This window comes from Microcoleus sp. D2_18a_B4, from assembly GCF_036702475.1.
Lineage (GTDB): Bacteria > Cyanobacteriota > Cyanobacteriia > Cyanobacteriales > Microcoleaceae > Microcoleus.
The window spans coordinates 32,814-47,432 of the sequence record NZ_JAUBTL010000016.1; the positions used below are offsets into that span (position 1 = coordinate 32,814).

General features: G+C 44.6%; 19 protein-coding genes. 12 read left to right on the forward strand and 7 right to left on the reverse strand.

What is annotated here, in order from left to right; genetic code table 11:
- Positions 1-327: 327 nt before the first annotated feature.
- Complete coding sequence (locus QUB04_RS12000) at positions 328-1,437, reverse strand: AI-2E family transporter (RefSeq protein ID WP_333284434.1); 1,110 nt, start codon at positions 1,435-1,437, stop codon at positions 328-330.
- Positions 1,438-1,533: 96 nt separating this feature from the next.
- Here QUB04_RS12000 and QUB04_RS12005 point away from each other — a divergent pair, with 96 nt between their 5' ends.
- The 5 genes from QUB04_RS12005 to QUB04_RS12025 are packed head-to-tail and all read left to right on the forward strand — an operon-like array spanning position 1,534 to position 3,869.
- A complete protein-coding gene (locus QUB04_RS12005; protein ID WP_333284436.1) occupies positions 1,534-1,923 on the forward strand; it encodes a type II toxin-antitoxin system RelE/ParE family toxin in 390 nt (129 codons plus the stop codon).
- The gene (locus QUB04_RS12010) at positions 1,916-2,245 is read left to right on the forward strand and encodes a helix-turn-helix domain-containing protein (protein ID WP_333056013.1); all 330 of its coding nucleotides are present in this window, start codon (positions 1,916-1,918) and stop codon (positions 2,243-2,245) included. Before QUB04_RS12005 ends, QUB04_RS12010 begins: the two co-directional genes overlap by 8 nt.
- 33 nt (positions 2,246-2,278) lie before the next feature.
- Positions 2,279-3,235 carry an alpha/beta fold hydrolase gene (locus QUB04_RS12015; RefSeq protein ID WP_333284438.1) on the forward strand — a complete coding sequence of 319 codons (957 nt, stop codon included), beginning with the start codon at positions 2,279-2,281 and terminating at the stop codon, positions 3,233-3,235.
- 59 nt (positions 3,236-3,294) lie between these two features.
- Positions 3,295-3,525 (forward strand): DUF433 domain-containing protein, encoded by a 231-nt coding sequence (locus QUB04_RS12020; protein ID WP_333284440.1) that lies wholly within the window; start codon positions 3,295-3,297, stop codon positions 3,523-3,525.
- 11 nt (positions 3,526-3,536) lie between these two features.
- Complete coding sequence (locus QUB04_RS12025) at positions 3,537-3,869, forward strand: DUF5615 family PIN-like protein (RefSeq protein WP_333284442.1); 333 nt, start codon at positions 3,537-3,539, stop codon at positions 3,867-3,869.
- Positions 3,870-3,963: 94 nt separating this feature from the next.
- Here QUB04_RS12025 and cysS read toward each other — a convergent pair whose 3' ends face one another.
- Both cysS and QUB04_RS12035 read right to left on the reverse strand, forming a co-directional pair.
- Positions 3,964-5,508: a cysteine--tRNA ligase gene (gene cysS / locus QUB04_RS12030; RefSeq protein ID WP_333284444.1), complete on the reverse strand. Its 1,545-nt coding sequence runs from the start codon at positions 5,506-5,508 to the stop codon at positions 3,964-3,966.
- Positions 5,509-5,579: 71 nt separating this feature from the next.
- Entirely contained in the window at positions 5,580-6,155 is a 576-nt protein-coding gene (locus tag QUB04_RS12035) for a Uma2 family endonuclease (RefSeq protein ID WP_333284446.1), read from the reverse strand.
- 127 nt (positions 6,156-6,282) lie between these two features.
- Here QUB04_RS12035 and QUB04_RS12040 point away from each other — a divergent pair, with 127 nt between their 5' ends.
- From QUB04_RS12040 to QUB04_RS12055, 4 genes are all read left to right on the forward strand, one after another.
- Positions 6,283-6,573 (forward strand): type II toxin-antitoxin system Phd/YefM family antitoxin, encoded by a 291-nt coding sequence (locus QUB04_RS12040; RefSeq protein ID WP_333142953.1) that lies wholly within the window; start codon positions 6,283-6,285, stop codon positions 6,571-6,573.
- Complete coding sequence (locus QUB04_RS12045; RefSeq protein ID WP_333142952.1) at positions 6,570-6,908, forward strand: type II toxin-antitoxin system RelE/ParE family toxin; 339 nt, start codon at positions 6,570-6,572, stop codon at positions 6,906-6,908. Before QUB04_RS12040 ends, QUB04_RS12045 begins: the two co-directional genes overlap by 4 nt.
- Complete coding sequence (locus QUB04_RS12050) at positions 6,908-7,351, forward strand: Imm30 family immunity protein (RefSeq protein ID WP_333284448.1); 444 nt, start codon at positions 6,908-6,910, stop codon at positions 7,349-7,351. The genes QUB04_RS12045 and QUB04_RS12050 overlap by 1 nt, the downstream gene beginning before the upstream one ends.
- A gap of 170 nt (positions 7,352-7,521) precedes the next feature.
- A complete protein-coding gene (locus tag QUB04_RS12055; protein ID WP_333284450.1) occupies positions 7,522-10,683 on the forward strand; it encodes a CHAT domain-containing tetratricopeptide repeat protein in 3,162 nt (1,053 codons plus the stop codon).
- Here QUB04_RS12055 and QUB04_RS12060 read toward each other — a convergent pair.
- On the reverse strand, positions 10,680-11,048 hold the full coding sequence (locus QUB04_RS12060; RefSeq protein WP_333284452.1) for a hypothetical protein: 369 nt from the start codon (positions 11,046-11,048) through the stop codon (positions 10,680-10,682). The genes QUB04_RS12055 and QUB04_RS12060 overlap by 4 nt on opposite strands.
- Before the next feature lie 28 nt (positions 11,049-11,076).
- Here QUB04_RS12060 and QUB04_RS12065 point away from each other — a divergent pair, with 28 nt between their 5' ends.
- Positions 11,077-11,214 carry a hypothetical protein gene (locus QUB04_RS12065; protein WP_333284454.1) on the forward strand — a complete coding sequence of 46 codons (138 nt, stop codon included), beginning with the start codon at positions 11,077-11,079 and terminating at the stop codon, positions 11,212-11,214.
- Here the strand turns inward: QUB04_RS12065 and QUB04_RS12070 are convergent.
- The 3 genes from QUB04_RS12070 to QUB04_RS12080 are packed head-to-tail and all read right to left on the reverse strand — an operon-like array spanning position 11,190 to position 11,968.
- Entirely contained in the window at positions 11,190-11,567 is a 378-nt protein-coding gene (locus tag QUB04_RS12070; RefSeq protein ID WP_333284456.1) for a hypothetical protein, read from the reverse strand. The two genes, QUB04_RS12065 and QUB04_RS12070, sit on opposite strands and share 25 nt — an antisense overlap.
- Complete coding sequence (locus QUB04_RS12075) at positions 11,557-11,769, reverse strand: hypothetical protein (protein WP_333166228.1); 213 nt, start codon at positions 11,767-11,769, stop codon at positions 11,557-11,559. The genes QUB04_RS12070 and QUB04_RS12075 overlap by 11 nt, the downstream gene beginning before the upstream one ends.
- The gene (locus QUB04_RS12080) at positions 11,759-11,968 is read right to left on the reverse strand and encodes a ribbon-helix-helix domain-containing protein (RefSeq protein ID WP_333142945.1); all 210 of its coding nucleotides are present in this window, start codon (positions 11,966-11,968) and stop codon (positions 11,759-11,761) included. The genes QUB04_RS12075 and QUB04_RS12080 overlap by 11 nt, the downstream gene beginning before the upstream one ends.
- Before the next feature lie 385 nt (positions 11,969-12,353).
- Here QUB04_RS12080 and QUB04_RS12085 point away from each other — a divergent pair, with 385 nt between their 5' ends.
- On the forward strand, positions 12,354-12,683 hold the full coding sequence (locus tag QUB04_RS12085; RefSeq protein ID WP_333284458.1) for a hypothetical protein: 330 nt from the start codon (positions 12,354-12,356) through the stop codon (positions 12,681-12,683).
- A gap of 32 nt (positions 12,684-12,715) precedes the next feature.
- A complete protein-coding gene (locus QUB04_RS12090) occupies positions 12,716-14,110 on the forward strand; it encodes a DUF4912 domain-containing protein (protein ID WP_333284460.1) in 1,395 nt (464 codons plus the stop codon).
- The last annotated feature ends 509 nt before the right edge of the window (positions 14,111-14,619 follow it).

A 14,619-nucleotide genomic window follows, 5' to 3' on the forward strand; every position in this document is an offset into this window, starting at 1 on the left:
GCGATCGAATAATTGGAGTCATATCACATCCGGTTGAACCGGAATGATTGAACCGCAGAGGACACAGAGGACGCAGAGGAAGAGAAGAGAGAGATGAATAATTCCGATGCCAACGGATTTGATATCAAACGGCTTCTGGGATGTTAAAATTGCTGTTGTGAATTTAAGATCAAACCTGGCAACTACGGAATTATACCCAAGTACGAGTGTCCCCGCGATCGGTCACGTAAGCGCTGAACTCCGAAAATTATTATTCCGATGCCAACAGAAACGATATAAATTGTATGTTTCAATTCCCTACTCCCCTTCTCCTCTTCTCCCCTGCTGTCACGCCGAAGGTGTAAGAGGTGGCAAGTCAGAATTATTTTTAGCCTGATTGATTGCCTCTCGATGTTCGCTCCTAAGTTTCGGTTTTAAATACAAGTTTTCAATCAAAGCTGCCACTCCCGCAAACCAAGGCGGCACAATTACAGCTCCAATAATTCCCAATACTTGAACGCCTCCCAAGACAGACAGCAATTGATATAAAGGATGCACACCAACCGATGAGCCAACCAGCAAAGGATCGAGTACGTAAGTTTCTAAATTCTGGATGATTACAAATAACAGTAATACCCACAAAAGTACCCAGCCACCTTTAGCTAATGCTACGATTAATGCTGGTACTGCTCCCAACACTGGGCCGATGAAGGGAATCAAGTTTGTAACACCGGCGATCGCACCCAAGCCTAAAGCAAATTCCGGCATTCCCAAAATGCTCAAACCAGTGGTAATAAATATCCCTAAAATACCCGAAACTAACACTCGCCCGCGAATATAGCTCCCCATTCTTTGACCAATTGGCGCCACTTGTGCGGCTAATCTTCCGTCCCACGGTTTCGGGAAAAATTGCACCAAACTTTTGATTAATGTGTCGCTGTCCGCAACCATGTAACCTGAAATAAATAATGCTAAAACTAGGCTGAAGAAACCGCCTAGAATGCCTCTAGTTAAACTGTACGATCGCAAAACCAGTTGTTGACTCGATCGAATCAGCCAATTAGTCAGCGATTGAGTGTCCACCAGACCCACCAAGGTTGGGGCATCGTCGCTCAAGCGACTCAATACATTAGTTGCCACAGTTCGCAAACTTTCGACATAAACTGGTAACTGCCGCAGCAGTAACTCTATTTGTTCGATGACCGTGGGCCCGATTAACACTACCGTCCCGCTAAATCCGCCGATGAGAGTTAAATAAACCATAATCACCGCCAGCCAGCGGGGAACCCGCATCGTTTGGGCCCAATTCACGATCGGGACGATCGAAGCAGCCAGCACAACTGATATCATCAGAATTACTAGCAGGCTCCGCAATTGCCACAGCAGCACTAGCAGCAAGGACGATGCTACAATTAGCAGCAAGTTAGGTAAAGAAATAGTTATCCGCTGTTCTGACATGATTATTCTGACAAAATTGAGTAATGATATTGTTGTCGATCGTGTCACTCTCTATTTTATGATAAACGATATGATATAAATAATATAATTAAGATTATGAAGTCGCTCTTAAAACCCGTTGAATGGATCGGCAGTTCCCGTGACGACTTGCGCGACTTTCCTGAAGATGTTCAGCAAATTATGGGTTTTGCTTTGTACCGCGCTCAACTGGGTAAAAAGCATCCTGATGCTAAACCGCTTAAAGGATTTAAAGGTGCTGGCGTTCTAGAAATTGTTGAGAATTTTGATGGAGACACTTACCGAGCGGTATATACCGTAAAATTTGAAGGAATAGTCTATGTTCTTCATTCTTTTCAAAAAAAATCCAAGCAGGGAATTGCTACCCCCAAGCAAGATATAGATTTGATTGAATCTCGACTTAAGCGTGCAAAAGAACACTACAAAAAATATTTAGAACAGCAAGAATTGGAGGAACAAAATGACTGAAGAAATAAAAGTGCATTCCAGTAGTGGAAATGTTTTTGCTGATTTAGGGCTACCCAATCCAGAGGAATTACTGATTAAGGCCGAACTAGCTCATCAGATTAGTGAATTAATTTCGGAACGCCAACTAACCCAGAACCAAGCAGCAAAGCTATTAGGAATCGATCGACCTACACTCTCAGCATTGATGCGCGGTAAATTATTAGATTTCTCTACGGAACGCCTATTTCGTTTTCTCAACGCACTCGGCAGCAACGTAGAGATTAGGATTGCCCACTCGCCACCAAATGTTCAAGCTAAAACTCACATTGTCGTAGCATCATAAGTAAACAAACAAGTAAAAAATTAAAAGATTAATATGCAATCACCACCTTCAAATAAAGATTTGTCAACCATTTCGTCTATAAAATCACCAACGCTGTTTTACGAATGGCAAAATTATCGATGTGCTTATGAAGTTTATAAACCAACTACTGCGACAGAAGATAGCATCCCATTGTTATTAATCCACCCGATAGGAGTTGGTTTGTCAAGAATCTTTTGGCATAGATTTTGTGAGAGTTGGTACAAAGCAGGGAACAGTAATCCGATTTATAATCCCGACCTTTTGGGCTGCGGCGATTGCGAAATGCCGGCTGTGGCTTGCTATCCTGACGATTGGGCGGCACAGTTGCAGTATTTCTTGGAAACTGTAGTCAAAAAACCTGCGATCGTCCTCGTACAAGGTGCTTTACTGTCTGTAGGCTTGGCTTTAGCAAAAATGCAGCAGGAAAGCGGCTCAAATTTAATTCGCGGCTTAGTCCTCGCCGGGCCTCCCGCTTGGGCGGTAATGAACAAACATTCGACAGAAAGACAGCAAAGGATTGTCTGGAATTTGTTAAATTCTCCCTTGGGAAATGCTTTTTACCGCTACGCCAGACGCGCTGAATTTTTGCGTTCTTTTTCTGTGAAACAACTGTTTGGCGATGCGGCAAAAGTTGACAGCGAATGGTTGGATGCTTTGCAGGCTGGGGCGGCGAATCCTGACAGCAGACACGCGGTTTTCTCGTTTTTAGCGGGGTTTTGGCGCCAGGATTATAGCGGTACGATTCAAAAGTTCGATCGCCCCGCCCTCATTGTGATGGGAGAAAAAGCCTCAAGCATCAGTCAAGCAGGTAAGGAAGAGAAACCCGATGAAAGATTAGCGCAATATTTAGCCCATTTTCCCAATGGGGAAGGTTTATTAATGCCGGGGCGCAATGTTTTGCCCTACGAATCAACCGCAGAATTTGTCGCGGCTGTTGCGGATTTTGTGAATAAGTTAAAGTCGATATAACTTTTCCAGGACTAAGCTAAGCTAAACTTAAAGAAAAGTGTACTCAACTCGGTCTTGTCATGAGCTATCGCAACATCATTACGATCGAACCCGGTAAACGCGGTGGAAAGCCTTGCATCAGGCGAATGCGAATTACCGTTTATGATGTTTTGGGTTGGCTGGCTGCGGGAATGTCTCATGCAGAAATTCTGGACGATTTTCCAGAGTTGACGGAGGAAGACATAAGAGCGTGTTTAGAATTCGCTGCTGACCGAGAACGCTGTCTGATTGCCGTGGTAAGTGGCACTTGAAACTGCTGTTTATGAAACTTCTGTTTGACCAAAACTTAAGCCGAAAACTGGTAACTCGACTTGCAGATATTTTCCCGGACTCTAGTCATGTTCAGTCCCACAATCTGACCGAAACAGACGATAGCGAGATTTGGGAGTTTGCAAAGGCTCAAGGCTTTTGTATTGTAACGCAGGACGCCGACTTTGCTGAACGAAGCCGTCTTTACGGAGCACCTCCGAAAGTGATTTGGGTGCGATGCGGTAATGCACCGACCAGTAACGTGGAAGCAATCTTTCGGTCTGGAGTTGATACAATTAAAGAATTTATTGGCAACACCGTATTAGATTGTCTTGAACTTTACTAATGGGAGTTTTTAACCGCAGATATCAGCAGATGAACACAGATGAACGCGGATGGAATTTCATCTGCATTCATCTCCGGTTAAAAAACTCTAAATTTCAACCGCGATGCCAAATTGTTGTACCATCTTTTTGATCTATTAAAGTAATTCCCTTATCCTTAAGTTCGTTGCGAATTCTATCGCCCTCAGCGAAATTCTTAGCTTTCCGGGCATCTTTCCGCTGCTGAATCATCACTTCAATCTCCCCATCACTCAAGCCATCAACAGCATCATTGCTATCACCTTCCGGCTGAACTTCTAAACCCAAAACCCCGGTCAAATTAACCAAAGTTAGCCATTTTTGCTGCAACAATTCCGGCGAAGTTTCAGTTTTGCCTTGATGCACTAAAACATTACCTTCCTTGCCCAATTCCTTAGCCAATTCAAACAAAACCGTCACAGCGCCGGGAGTATTGAAATCATTATCCATCGCTGATTGGAATTCCTGCACAGCTTTGCTATCCTGTCCAGTTTTCTCAACGTCCCAACTCAGTTGAGAACCGTAGCGGAGCCCAAACAGCAAACCTTCATTGATGGTATTCCAGCCATTTCGAGCATTAGCGATCGCCTCTTCGGTAAAATCAATTTGACTGCGATACTGCGCCATCAACACAAACAGCCTCACCGCCATCGGTTCTACCGCTTTTGCATTCTGACTCCCCCCCTGCGTAGGGGCGGTGCCCCCGTGCCCGCCCTGGGCTGCGGGGGGGTTAGATTCCAAATCACCCGACCAATTCCCATCCAACAAATCGCGAATTGTAATAAAATTGTGCAAAGATTTCGACATCTTTTTGCCATTGACAGTCACAAAAGCATTGTGCATCCAATAATTAGCAAGTGACTTGCCAGTCGCGGCTTCAGATTGAGCAATTTCGTTTTCATGGTGCGGAAAAGTTAAATCGGAACCGCCGCAGTGAATGTCAATTGTTTCGCCCAAGCAATCGCGCACCATAGCCGAACATTCGATGTGCCATCCGGGGCGACCTTTTCCCCAAGATGAATCCCAAGCAGGTTCTCCCTGTTTAGCACTTTTCCACAGGGCAAAATCAGATGAATCTTGCTTTTTTTGAGCTTCTATTTCTGCGGTTTCCAATCTACCGCTAGCCCCGGCCTGCATTTCTTCCAACTTGCGGCCGGAAAGTTTTCCGTAATCGGCAAACTGCCTCACCTTGTAGTAAACGTCGCCGCCGGAAGCATAGGCATAACCTTTATTTTCTAATTCGTGAATCAGCCGTTTAATGCCGTCGATTGTATGGGTGGCGCGGGGATATTCATCGGCCCTGAGAATATTCAGCTTGTCCATATCTACGAAATATTCATCGATGAAGCGTTCCGCCACGGCTTCCATTGTGGAATTGGTTTCGCGGGCGCGATCGAGAATTTTGTCGTCAATATCTGTAAAATTCTGCACGTAGCGCACATCGTATCCCCGCCACATCAGATAACGCCGCACCATGTCCCAAACAATGTAAGCGCGGGCGTGGCCGACGTGGCAGTAATCGTATACCGTAACGCCGCAGCAGTACATCCGCACCTTTCCTGGTTCGAGGGGCTCAAAAGGTGATTCGCGACGGGTCAAGCTGTTGTAAAGCGTTAGGGGCATGGGATTTGAGATTGGGGATTGACGTACTGCTCTAATTTATTATATTGCTGTTGGTGAATCTTTCGGTGTCACTACCAAACATCTGTTAAATCTAAGACAAATCCCGGCAATACATCTTCCCCGGACAAAGTTGTGGGATTATCTAATATTTCCACATCCCGATTTTGCCTGTATATCTCGACTTTCTTATTTTTGCGATCGATTAACCATCCCAAACGAGATCCATTCGCGATGTATTCCCGCATTTTTTCTCGCAGTGGTTCCATGTTGTCAGATTTAGAGCGCAATTCTACAACAAAGTCTGGACAAAGGGGAGCGAAACCTTGTTGTTGTTTGGGTGTGAGAGTTTGCCACCGTTCTAATTTAACCCAGGAGGCGTCAGGAGAGCGATCGGCACCATTGGGCAGTTGAAAACCGCTAGAAGAGTTAAATGCTACTCCCAGCTTGGTTTGGCGATTCCACAGCCAGAGTTGTCCTTCAATATCTAGGTTTCGATTGCCTGTCTCGCTTCCTGTGGGGGGCATAACAATTAATTCTCCTGTAGCTGTTCTCTCTAGTCTTAACTCACGGTTGACGGCAGCAATTTGCTGGAACTGTTCGTGAGTTACTTTGAAGGTTTGGGGAATGGTAATGGTGTTGTTGAACATATTGTGCGGCCTCGCGATGGCTATTATCTATTCTATCGTGTCACAGTCTTTTTTACTTTCAAAATTAGATTGACAAACTCCGAAGGTATAGTTTAACATTAAATTAGATGCTAATTTAATGTTATTTATGATAAACCTTTCAAAAGACATACATTCTCTCACGGATTTTAAACGCAATACCACTGAGTTTGTGCAGCGGATCAAGCAAACCAAACATCCTGTGGTTCTAACTGTCAACGGGAAAGCTGAGTTAGTTGTTCAGGATGCTGAATCCTATCAGAAGCTTTTAGATGCGTTTGAGTTATTGGAAACTTTAAAGGGAATTAAACTGGGGTTGGAACAAAGCTCGCGAGGCGAAGGGAAAAAAGCCGAAGATTTCTTTAATCAACTGCTTGATAAGTTAGACAGTTCCCCATGAATCAGAAATATCAAGTCATTATCCAACCCGCAGCGCAAAAAGCCATTGAGGAAGCCTATTTTTGGTTAAGTAATCATTCTTCTCTGAAGGCTAGAACTTGGTTAGAAGGATTGTATAAAGCTACTTTATCGCTAGAAAATATGCCTTCTCGTTGTTCATTAGCATTTGAGAATAGTTTTTTTGACGAAGAAATCAGACAACTGGTTTACGGCAAGGGACGAAATGCCTATCGGATTCTGTTTACGATTGTTGATGATAGCGTTCAGATTATTTTTGTGCGACACGCTGCTCAAAAACCGATAATAGGTGAATCAGACGAGGAAGGTAATAGTTGATGAAAAAAAATATCTGGATTAGTATTTTAGGAGCGAATAAATTGATGCGATCGCCTGATGAAGTTATAGCTTTTGAAAATGCTTTATCCTCACTTGCCGCTCGTCCTCAAGATGAAGATTTGCCAGATTTACATCTGATTTTAGACGATCGCTGCGAACAGCCAGAAGTCATGTTTGGTTTGATTCATTTTCTAGAATCTTTTGATGTGTCAGCACAGATTCAAGCGTTTGTTACAGTTGTACCGCAATTAATGCTCGTTGCTTCGGAATGGACTAGAATCCTCCACAGCCGCATTTTAAATGATGATGATGCTTGTCGTTTGTATCGAGATATTTTGCATTTATTGAACTCCCAAGAACCTAATTTTGTTCGTCAATTGCTAGAAGAAAGCGCTAGTTACCATTTAAACAAGCGGGAGGCCAAATTAGAGTTAGCTAGGTAAGATCGATTATTATACAGGATTTCTGAGAAACCCGACTTTTGCCAGAATTCGGGTTTTTGGATGCGTAGTAGCAGCAACTAAGGCCCCCTGTACGGAATTTTATTTCGCCTCCCGAAAAAGTGCAAATCCTGATGTAGAAAATAACATCACTACTCCGAATATCGCCCACAATGGATGAAAGCCACCGTCAAGCCTATCTGCATCTGATCTATTTGTTATTCAATTGTCCGACTGAAGATGAAGCAACAGAGATTTTGAATGCTAACTCAGAGTTGGTTGATGATGGGTTAGTGCAAATGATGCTACAAGTTGCTGACTATCTGGCACAGCAGGGGGATGAGAATAACGCTACTTGGTTGCGAAATTGGGCTTCTCATTTGGGTGAGATGATTGCCAACTCTTCAGCGGCAACATCCCTAGAGGTGTATTTTGATTTCTTGATGGAGGTATTGCAGGCAACTCAAGATAGCAAGGGAAACCAGCAGGTGGTGTACCAACTGCTGCAAGATAACCTAGATAAATTGGATGATGACTTTGCCTCTGCATTGCGAGATTGGACAACAGCGAAACTGTCAGAGGTGAAATCAGAAGAAGCACAATACATTGCGGCGATTATTGGTACTTTTAGCAACTGGATTTATGAGTTCCCTCTGGGGAGTGTAGCTAACAATTTGGAGATTGCGATCGCAGGTCATGAAGTTGTGGCTATTGTCTTTACTCGCGAAGCCTCTCCTCAAGGTTGGGCAGCAACTCAAAATAATCTGGCTAATGCCTACTCAGACCGAATCAAAGGAGACAGGGCAGAGAATTTAGAAGTGGCAATTAGCTATTATCAATTCACACTTGAGGTTCACACCCGCGAAGCCCTTCCCCAAGATTGGGCAATGACTCAACATAATCTTGGCAATGCCTACTCATACAGAATCAAAGAAAACAGGGCAGAGAATTTAGAAGTCGCAATTGGCTATTATCAAGCTGCACTTGAGGTTCACACCTGCGATGGCTTTCCCCAATATTGGGCAATGACTCAAAATAATCTTGGCTATGCCTACTATGAGAGAATTAAAGGAGACAAGTCTGAGAATTTAGAAGTTGCAATTAATCATTGCCAAGCTGCACTTTCTGTTTACGCAGGCGAAGCTTTTACTCAAAGTTGGGCAGCGACTCAAAATAATCTTGCTAATGCCTACTATGAGAGAATTAAAGGAGACAAGTCTGAGAATTTAGAACTCGCAATTGGCTATTATCAAGCCGCACTTTCGGTTTACAAATGTGATGCTTTTCCCAACAAATGGGCATTGATTCAACATAATCTGGCTAATGCCTACCGTGATAGAATCATAGGAGACAAGGCAGAGAATTTAGAAGCCACAATTGGCTATTGCCAAGCAGCACTTTCTGTTTACAACCGCGATGCTTTTCCTCAAAATTGGGCATTGACTCACAACAACCTGGGTATTGCCTACTTATACAGAATTACAGGAGATAAGGCAGGAAACTTAGAAGTGGCTATTGGCTATTGCCAAGCCGTACTATCAGTTTTCAATCGCGAAGTATTTCCCCTAGATTGGGCAATGACTCAACATAATCTGGCTGCTGCTTACTTTAACAGAATCACAGGAGACAAGGCAGAAAATTTAGAAGTGGCAATTCGCTATTACCAAGCAGCACTTGAAGTTTACACCCGTGATGCTTTGCCCCAAGATTATACCGAAACCTTATTTAACCTTGGACTTGCCTACCAACAAATAAACCAGCAGCCTCTTGCCTATGATGCCTTTGCCACTGCTATTGAAACAGTGGAATTTCTGCGTAGCGAGATAGTCTCTGGAGATGAATCTAAGCAAAAACTAGCTGAGGAATGGAACAAAAGCTATCAATCTCTGGTGGAAGTGTGCCTAGAGATGGGCAATTACACCGCAGCGATTGAATATGCCGAACGCAGCAAAAATCGTAACCTAGTTGAACAAATCCTCACCCGTGATTTACATAACATTTTCCCCCCAGAAGCTGTCACAGAACTAGAACAACTTCGAGACGAAATTGCTACTAATCAGAACAAAATCCAGACTGGTAAAACCGATAACCCAGAAACTATAGCGCTACATCTTGTGCAGTTACGACAGCAGCGCAACGACTTACAAAACCGCTATCTACCCATCGGTTATGGCTTCAACTTTGACCACTTCCAGGCAACTTTAGACGATCGTACTGCCATCATCGAATGGTACATCACTCGTGAAAGCTTCCATACATTTATCTTTACCCGACACAGCCCCCAACCCTTCGTTTTGTCTGCCACCATCGATGACCGAAATGCTTTGGTATATTGGGCTAATGCTTATATAGATGATTACTACGAGCAAAAAGACAACTGGATGACTCAGCTAACTCCGCGACTCAAGGAATTAGCAAAGATTTTGCACTTGGATGAGATTCTCTCCCATCTTCCCAAAGATTGTCAGCAGCTAATTCTCATCCCCCATCGGTATCTGCATCTGTTCCCCCTTCATGCTTTACCAGTCGGTGAAGTGTGCCTCCTCGATATTTTCCCCAAAGGAGTCAGCTATGCACCGAGTTGTCAGCTATTACTACAAGCACAAAAACGACAACGCCCCGACTTTACCCACCTATTTGCTGTTCAAAATCCTACTAAAGACCGTCCCTATGTTGATTTTGGAGTTGAAGCTATCCGTCCTTATTTTCAGCCGAATGACTATGTTCTCCCTGGAGACAAAGCAATAAAAGCTAGCCTCATTCAATCAGAACAACTACGCTCTGCCCACTGCTTCCACTTCTTCGGTCATGCTACATTTAACTTTGAAAAATCAGCTCTAATTTTGGCGGATGGACACCTGACGCTGGGAGAAATCTTTGCTCTAGACTTAAATCAATGTCGCCTGGTTATCCTCTCAGCTTGTGAAACTGGCATGACAGATTTTAACAGCATCAGCGATGAGTATATCGGTTTACCAAGTGGTTTTCTGTTTGCAGGTAGTCCTAGCGTCGTCAGTACCCTTTGGGAGGTTGATCAACTGTCTGCTGCTTTTCTGATGATTGAGTTTTATGAAAACCTGAGAAAATATAAACAGTTAGAAGAGGGAGATATTGCGATCGCCCTCAACCTAGCACAGAAACGGCTACGAGATTTAACTGTTGACGAGTTTAAAAAACGCCTGATTAAATACAAGGCTCTAATTGATGAAATCCTTAGTAAACTGCCAAAAGTAGAGCGTAGGAAAGCTGAGGCCTCAATAACATATCGCCGATCTCAAGCATATCCCTTTGCTCACCCTTCCGATTGGGCAGCGTTTACAGCTACAGGAATCTAAGCTTCAGACTTTGACGACTCGCAAAACTTATGAACACCTATTTTAGTCACGTTGATAGCAACTAAGGTTGCTAAATTAGCAGGAAACGGCATAAAATCTCTCAAATCCTTGAATAATTCCAGTAAATCACCTGTGTATTTGCTACAGATAACTTTTCGTGCTTTCTCGGTTAACTTGTCTAAATAACTTTGGTCTGGCTTTGCCAGAGTGGATTTTGTATATCCAGACTCAATGGCTAATACTTCTGCTGCATCTTCTAAACTGTTATCACAAGCTTCTACTTCGTCAAGTGCAGCTAATGCCTCTGGATCGCTCGCCAATTCAGAGCGATATTGTGCAATTTGTTCAGGTGTAAGTTTAGTCATTTGAGCCTGACTCCGTAAAATGTGATTAATGCTTTTCACCTTCACTCCTCCAGCAGCTAGTGCCAGAAGCCTTCCAGTTTATCATACTCCCAAGAAAAATTTATCTATTCTCAAGCGATCGCTAATTTTTAAATCGATCGCTTATGCTGGAACGATCGCCTCTTGAAGATGGATAATATTTCCCTCGGAATTTAAGATATAAAACCATTCCCTCGGAATGATAGTTTGATTCAGTATTCTGAGATGATGACTCAACTCTTCAATAGAGAATGTTTCTACATAAGTAACAGTTTTTGTATCGCAGGGTTTGAAACGATCGTTTTCTCCAATGTAGCGACCCTCACCCACATAGCCTAAACTTGACAAAATTTCTTCTACTTCTGGTTCGATGATGGGCATACTTAAGTCGTCATCTGGGTAATCGACAAAAATAGCAATTTTACCTGTTGCCGGAACTTCTAGTTCTGGAGAAGTCCAACCCTGTTTATAGTCCCAAACAATTGTACCTTTAGTCTTCATCTTCGCCTCCTGGGAAAATACACTGCCAAATGTTTTTCTGAAAGTGTTGAACGGCGAGTAACTTCCGTCCTTTTGCTTCTTCTAAGCAACGTTCAACTGCTTTTTTTCTGGTTCCTGCTACAACGGATTCGGTTTGAGGACTCCCCATACCCTGGATTTCATCTTCAGGATCTTCGAGATAGCCCCGTGGGTTAGTTGTCATTGTCCAAACCTTCCTGCTGCTGTTGACGCGAGCAAAGTGCTTGATCAATCAGCTTGGCGACTATCCAAGAAACCGATCGCTCTTCTGAGGCTGCCCACGCCTCTAAAGCGACTTTCTTTTCTTTGGGGATGTATACCGCTATCAACTCCCGCTTGCGTTTTCCACCCACGAGTTCTTTTTCTTTTAATTCTATAGACATTGTATCTTCTATCTTGGATTTTACTTTGCTACTATATGCTATAGTAGCATATAGTATGAGCGCGCCAACAAAAATTTAATCCCTTGGTGACAGGAAGTGATGGAGAGAAAAGCATCGGGAGAATAGTTGGCTGGAAGTGCGATCGTATTCCTAAAGATATAGATATTTCAGACCGATCGCCCCCACCCTCCAAACCCATCAAAAGCCCCCTATCCCCATTTCTCATCAAATCCTGACATTCGCTTCAACACCGATCCCCTAAACCTCCCAAATGTCAAGGTTTCCTGACAAAGTGATCCCCAAAATCACGAAAATGCGTATAACTACCCAGGATTGAGGCAAAAGACCCCTTGACCCGATCGCAACTTGTCTGCAACATTAAGTCATGACAAACCGATCCCAAAGAAATGCTTCGATTAAGCAGCACTGGGAGTCGAATAGCGCGTGTGCTGCCAGCACAGCGTTGCTAGCAGCACCGATCGCACTCACAAAATCGATCTTGTCAATCAAGAATCGACAGATAAAGCTTTATTTAGATCGAACGGTGCGCGCAGAAGCCAAGAAGTCCAAACCCCCGATCGCATGGGGAAAAAGACAAGCTAAAAACAAGCAAGGCTTCAAAGGTTGGAGAGATTTGGAAGCTCGATCATATTTGCATTTAAAAGAGTTTCTAACTCAAAAAGTCAACACATTTGTGTTGAAACGAAAAATCTAACCCGCCATCCCAAATTAGTGGAGAACAAACTCATGGCAAAAGAACGCCCACCATTAGAAGAGATGACTTTGCGACAACTCCGCAGAGTTGCTAGCGAATGTGGAGTCTCTCGCTACAGCCGGATGCGGAAATCGCAACTTCTGGCATCAATTCAAGAAATTCAGCGCACCAAATTTTCATACAGTCCATCTCGCAAACTAGAGGCACAAGAAGCAGTGGAAGCAGCAAAGTTTGAACTCGGTCAAGAAGATAGAACCGGCGGTTCTTTGTCATCTGTAGATGAAGGTTTAGCAGATTTGCCCAACGGCTACGGCGAAAGCCGGGTGGTTTTAATGCCCCGCGACCCAGAATGGGCCTACACTTACTGGGACATTCCCAACGATCGCAAAGAAGAATTGCGTCGCCAAGGAGGACAGCAACTCGCCCTGCGGATCTACGACGTTACAGATGTTAACCTCGACATTCAAAGCCCGCACAGCATTCAAGAATATCCCTGCGACGAATTGGCGCGGGAATGGTACGTGCCAATCCCCGTGAGCGATCGGGACTACGCGATCGACATCGGCTACCGCTGTGCAGATGGCCGCTGGCTGGTATTAGCTCGATCGGCCGAAGTCCGCGTTCCTCCCGTGTATCCCAGCGACTGGATTGAAGATCAATTCATCACCCTCGACTGGGAAGAAGAATTGCAGGGCAAAACCTTCGCGGAACTGGTTCCTCCGGCCAAGAAACTCGCAAAAGCAGTCAATGGCGGTGGTTACAGCACCAGCAACGCCATCTACGAACAAATCTTCGGCATGGCAGAATCTGCAGAAGCCCTGCGCGTAGCGGGTTCTGTCTTCGGTTCCATGCAGCACGTAGCCGGTTCCGTCCAGCAAGTCGGCATCCACGAACAAGCTCTCAGTTCCTACGTGTTCCCCTCCGGCGTCGGAATGTGGGCGGCTCCCACCATGTCCGGCCTCACCGCGTCGGGTGTCGGTATGTCCGGCCTCACCGCGTCGGGTGTCGGTATGTCCGGCCTCACCGCGTCGGGTGTCGGTATGTCCGGCCTCACCATGTCGGGTGTCGGTATGTCCGGTCTCACCATGTCAGGTTTCGGTATGTCCGGTGTCGGTATGTCGGGAGTTGGCTTCGCCGCCCCGATGCGCCCCCGCCAGTTCTGGTTAGTTGCTGATGCCGAACTGATTGTCTACGGCGCCACCGAACCCGACGCTACCGTCTACGTAGGCGGACAGCCGATTAAACTCAATGCTGACGGCACTTTCCGCTTCCAGATGTCTTTCCAAGACGGCTTAATCGACTATCCGATTTTTGCAGTAGCAGCAGACGGCGAACAAAACCGCGCCATCCACTTGAAATTCAACCGCGAAACCCCAGAACGGCGCACCAATACCAAGCAGGATGCTGTTGTGGAATGGTTGGGCTAATCGCTCGCGGTCGATCGAGCAGCGGGCGATAATGCAGGTTTGTGCCAATTTTTTAACCATCACAAGGCATAGCCTGAGCCGATCATGATTTGTTAATCTTAATTCCAGACAACAACCCATAACACCCCCTATACACCGTTCTCCTGTTTTGAGGAGCGGTGTTTTTTGTATTTAGGACTTACTTAGAAACCGAGTTTTTATAGCAGAATAGCTCGTCGATCGGGCGAGCAAAAAAAGTTATACCCTTTCTTACAAGTAGGGATAAATATAGATTGGATGCGAGCATCTGTAGGGACTTAGGCTTGGTATAAGTCCCTACTTTGTTTCATCTGAGATATTGCACAATTCTCAATTACTTGTTTAGGAACAGGCTTTTCGCCCTGTTCCACAAGAGATGAATTTCATTGTGGAACAGGCCGAAAAGCCTGTTCTTGACAATGGTGCAAGATGTGAGTTTCATCCGATTGACAACTGCTATATTAGACAATTTTCTCAATATCTCTCTATAG

Excerpts from the sequence above, each read along its gene's own strand:
- QUB04_RS12040 (WP_333142953.1), top strand. The coding sequence starts at position 6,283 with ATGATAAACCTTTCAAAAGACATACATTCTCTCACGGATTTTAAACGC.
- QUB04_RS12080 (WP_333142945.1), bottom strand. The coding sequence starts at position 11,968 with ATGTCTATAGAATTAAAAGAAAAAGAACTCGTGGGTGGAAAACGCAAG.
- cysS (WP_333284444.1), bottom strand. The coding sequence starts at position 5,508 with ATGCCCCTAACGCTTTACAACAGCTTGACCCGTCGCGAATCACCTTTT.
- QUB04_RS12025 (WP_333284442.1), top strand. The coding sequence starts at position 3,537 with ATGAAACTTCTGTTTGACCAAAACTTAAGCCGAAAACTGGTAACTCGA.
- QUB04_RS12055 (WP_333284450.1), top strand. The coding sequence starts at position 7,522 with ATGGATGAAAGCCACCGTCAAGCCTATCTGCATCTGATCTATTTGTTA.
- QUB04_RS12045 (WP_333142952.1), top strand. The coding sequence starts at position 6,570 with ATGAATCAGAAATATCAAGTCATTATCCAACCCGCAGCGCAAAAAGCC.
- QUB04_RS12015 (WP_333284438.1), top strand. The coding sequence starts at position 2,279 with ATGCAATCACCACCTTCAAATAAAGATTTGTCAACCATTTCGTCTATA.
- QUB04_RS12005 (WP_333284436.1), top strand. The coding sequence starts at position 1,534 with ATGAAGTCGCTCTTAAAACCCGTTGAATGGATCGGCAGTTCCCGTGAC.
- QUB04_RS12075 (WP_333166228.1), bottom strand. The coding sequence starts at position 11,769 with ATGACAACTAACCCACGGGGCTATCTCGAAGATCCTGAAGATGAAATC.
- QUB04_RS12060 (WP_333284452.1), bottom strand. The coding sequence starts at position 11,048 with ATGACTAAACTTACACCTGAACAAATTGCACAATATCGCTCTGAATTG.
- QUB04_RS12085 (WP_333284458.1), top strand. The coding sequence starts at position 12,354 with ATGACAAACCGATCCCAAAGAAATGCTTCGATTAAGCAGCACTGGGAG.
- QUB04_RS12020 (WP_333284440.1), top strand. The coding sequence starts at position 3,295 with ATGAGCTATCGCAACATCATTACGATCGAACCCGGTAAACGCGGTGGA.
- QUB04_RS12010 (WP_333056013.1), top strand. The coding sequence starts at position 1,916 with ATGACTGAAGAAATAAAAGTGCATTCCAGTAGTGGAAATGTTTTTGCT.
- QUB04_RS12090 (WP_333284460.1), top strand. The coding sequence starts at position 12,716 with ATGGCAAAAGAACGCCCACCATTAGAAGAGATGACTTTGCGACAACTC.
- QUB04_RS12050 (WP_333284448.1), top strand. The coding sequence starts at position 6,908 with ATGAAAAAAAATATCTGGATTAGTATTTTAGGAGCGAATAAATTGATG.
- QUB04_RS12035 (WP_333284446.1), bottom strand. The coding sequence starts at position 6,155 with ATGTTCAACAACACCATTACCATTCCCCAAACCTTCAAAGTAACTCAC.
- QUB04_RS12065 (WP_333284454.1), top strand. The coding sequence starts at position 11,077 with ATGCTTTTCACCTTCACTCCTCCAGCAGCTAGTGCCAGAAGCCTTCCA.
- QUB04_RS12000 (WP_333284434.1), bottom strand. The coding sequence starts at position 1,437 with ATGTCAGAACAGCGGATAACTATTTCTTTACCTAACTTGCTGCTAATT.
- QUB04_RS12070 (WP_333284456.1), bottom strand. The coding sequence starts at position 11,567 with ATGAAGACTAAAGGTACAATTGTTTGGGACTATAAACAGGGTTGGACT.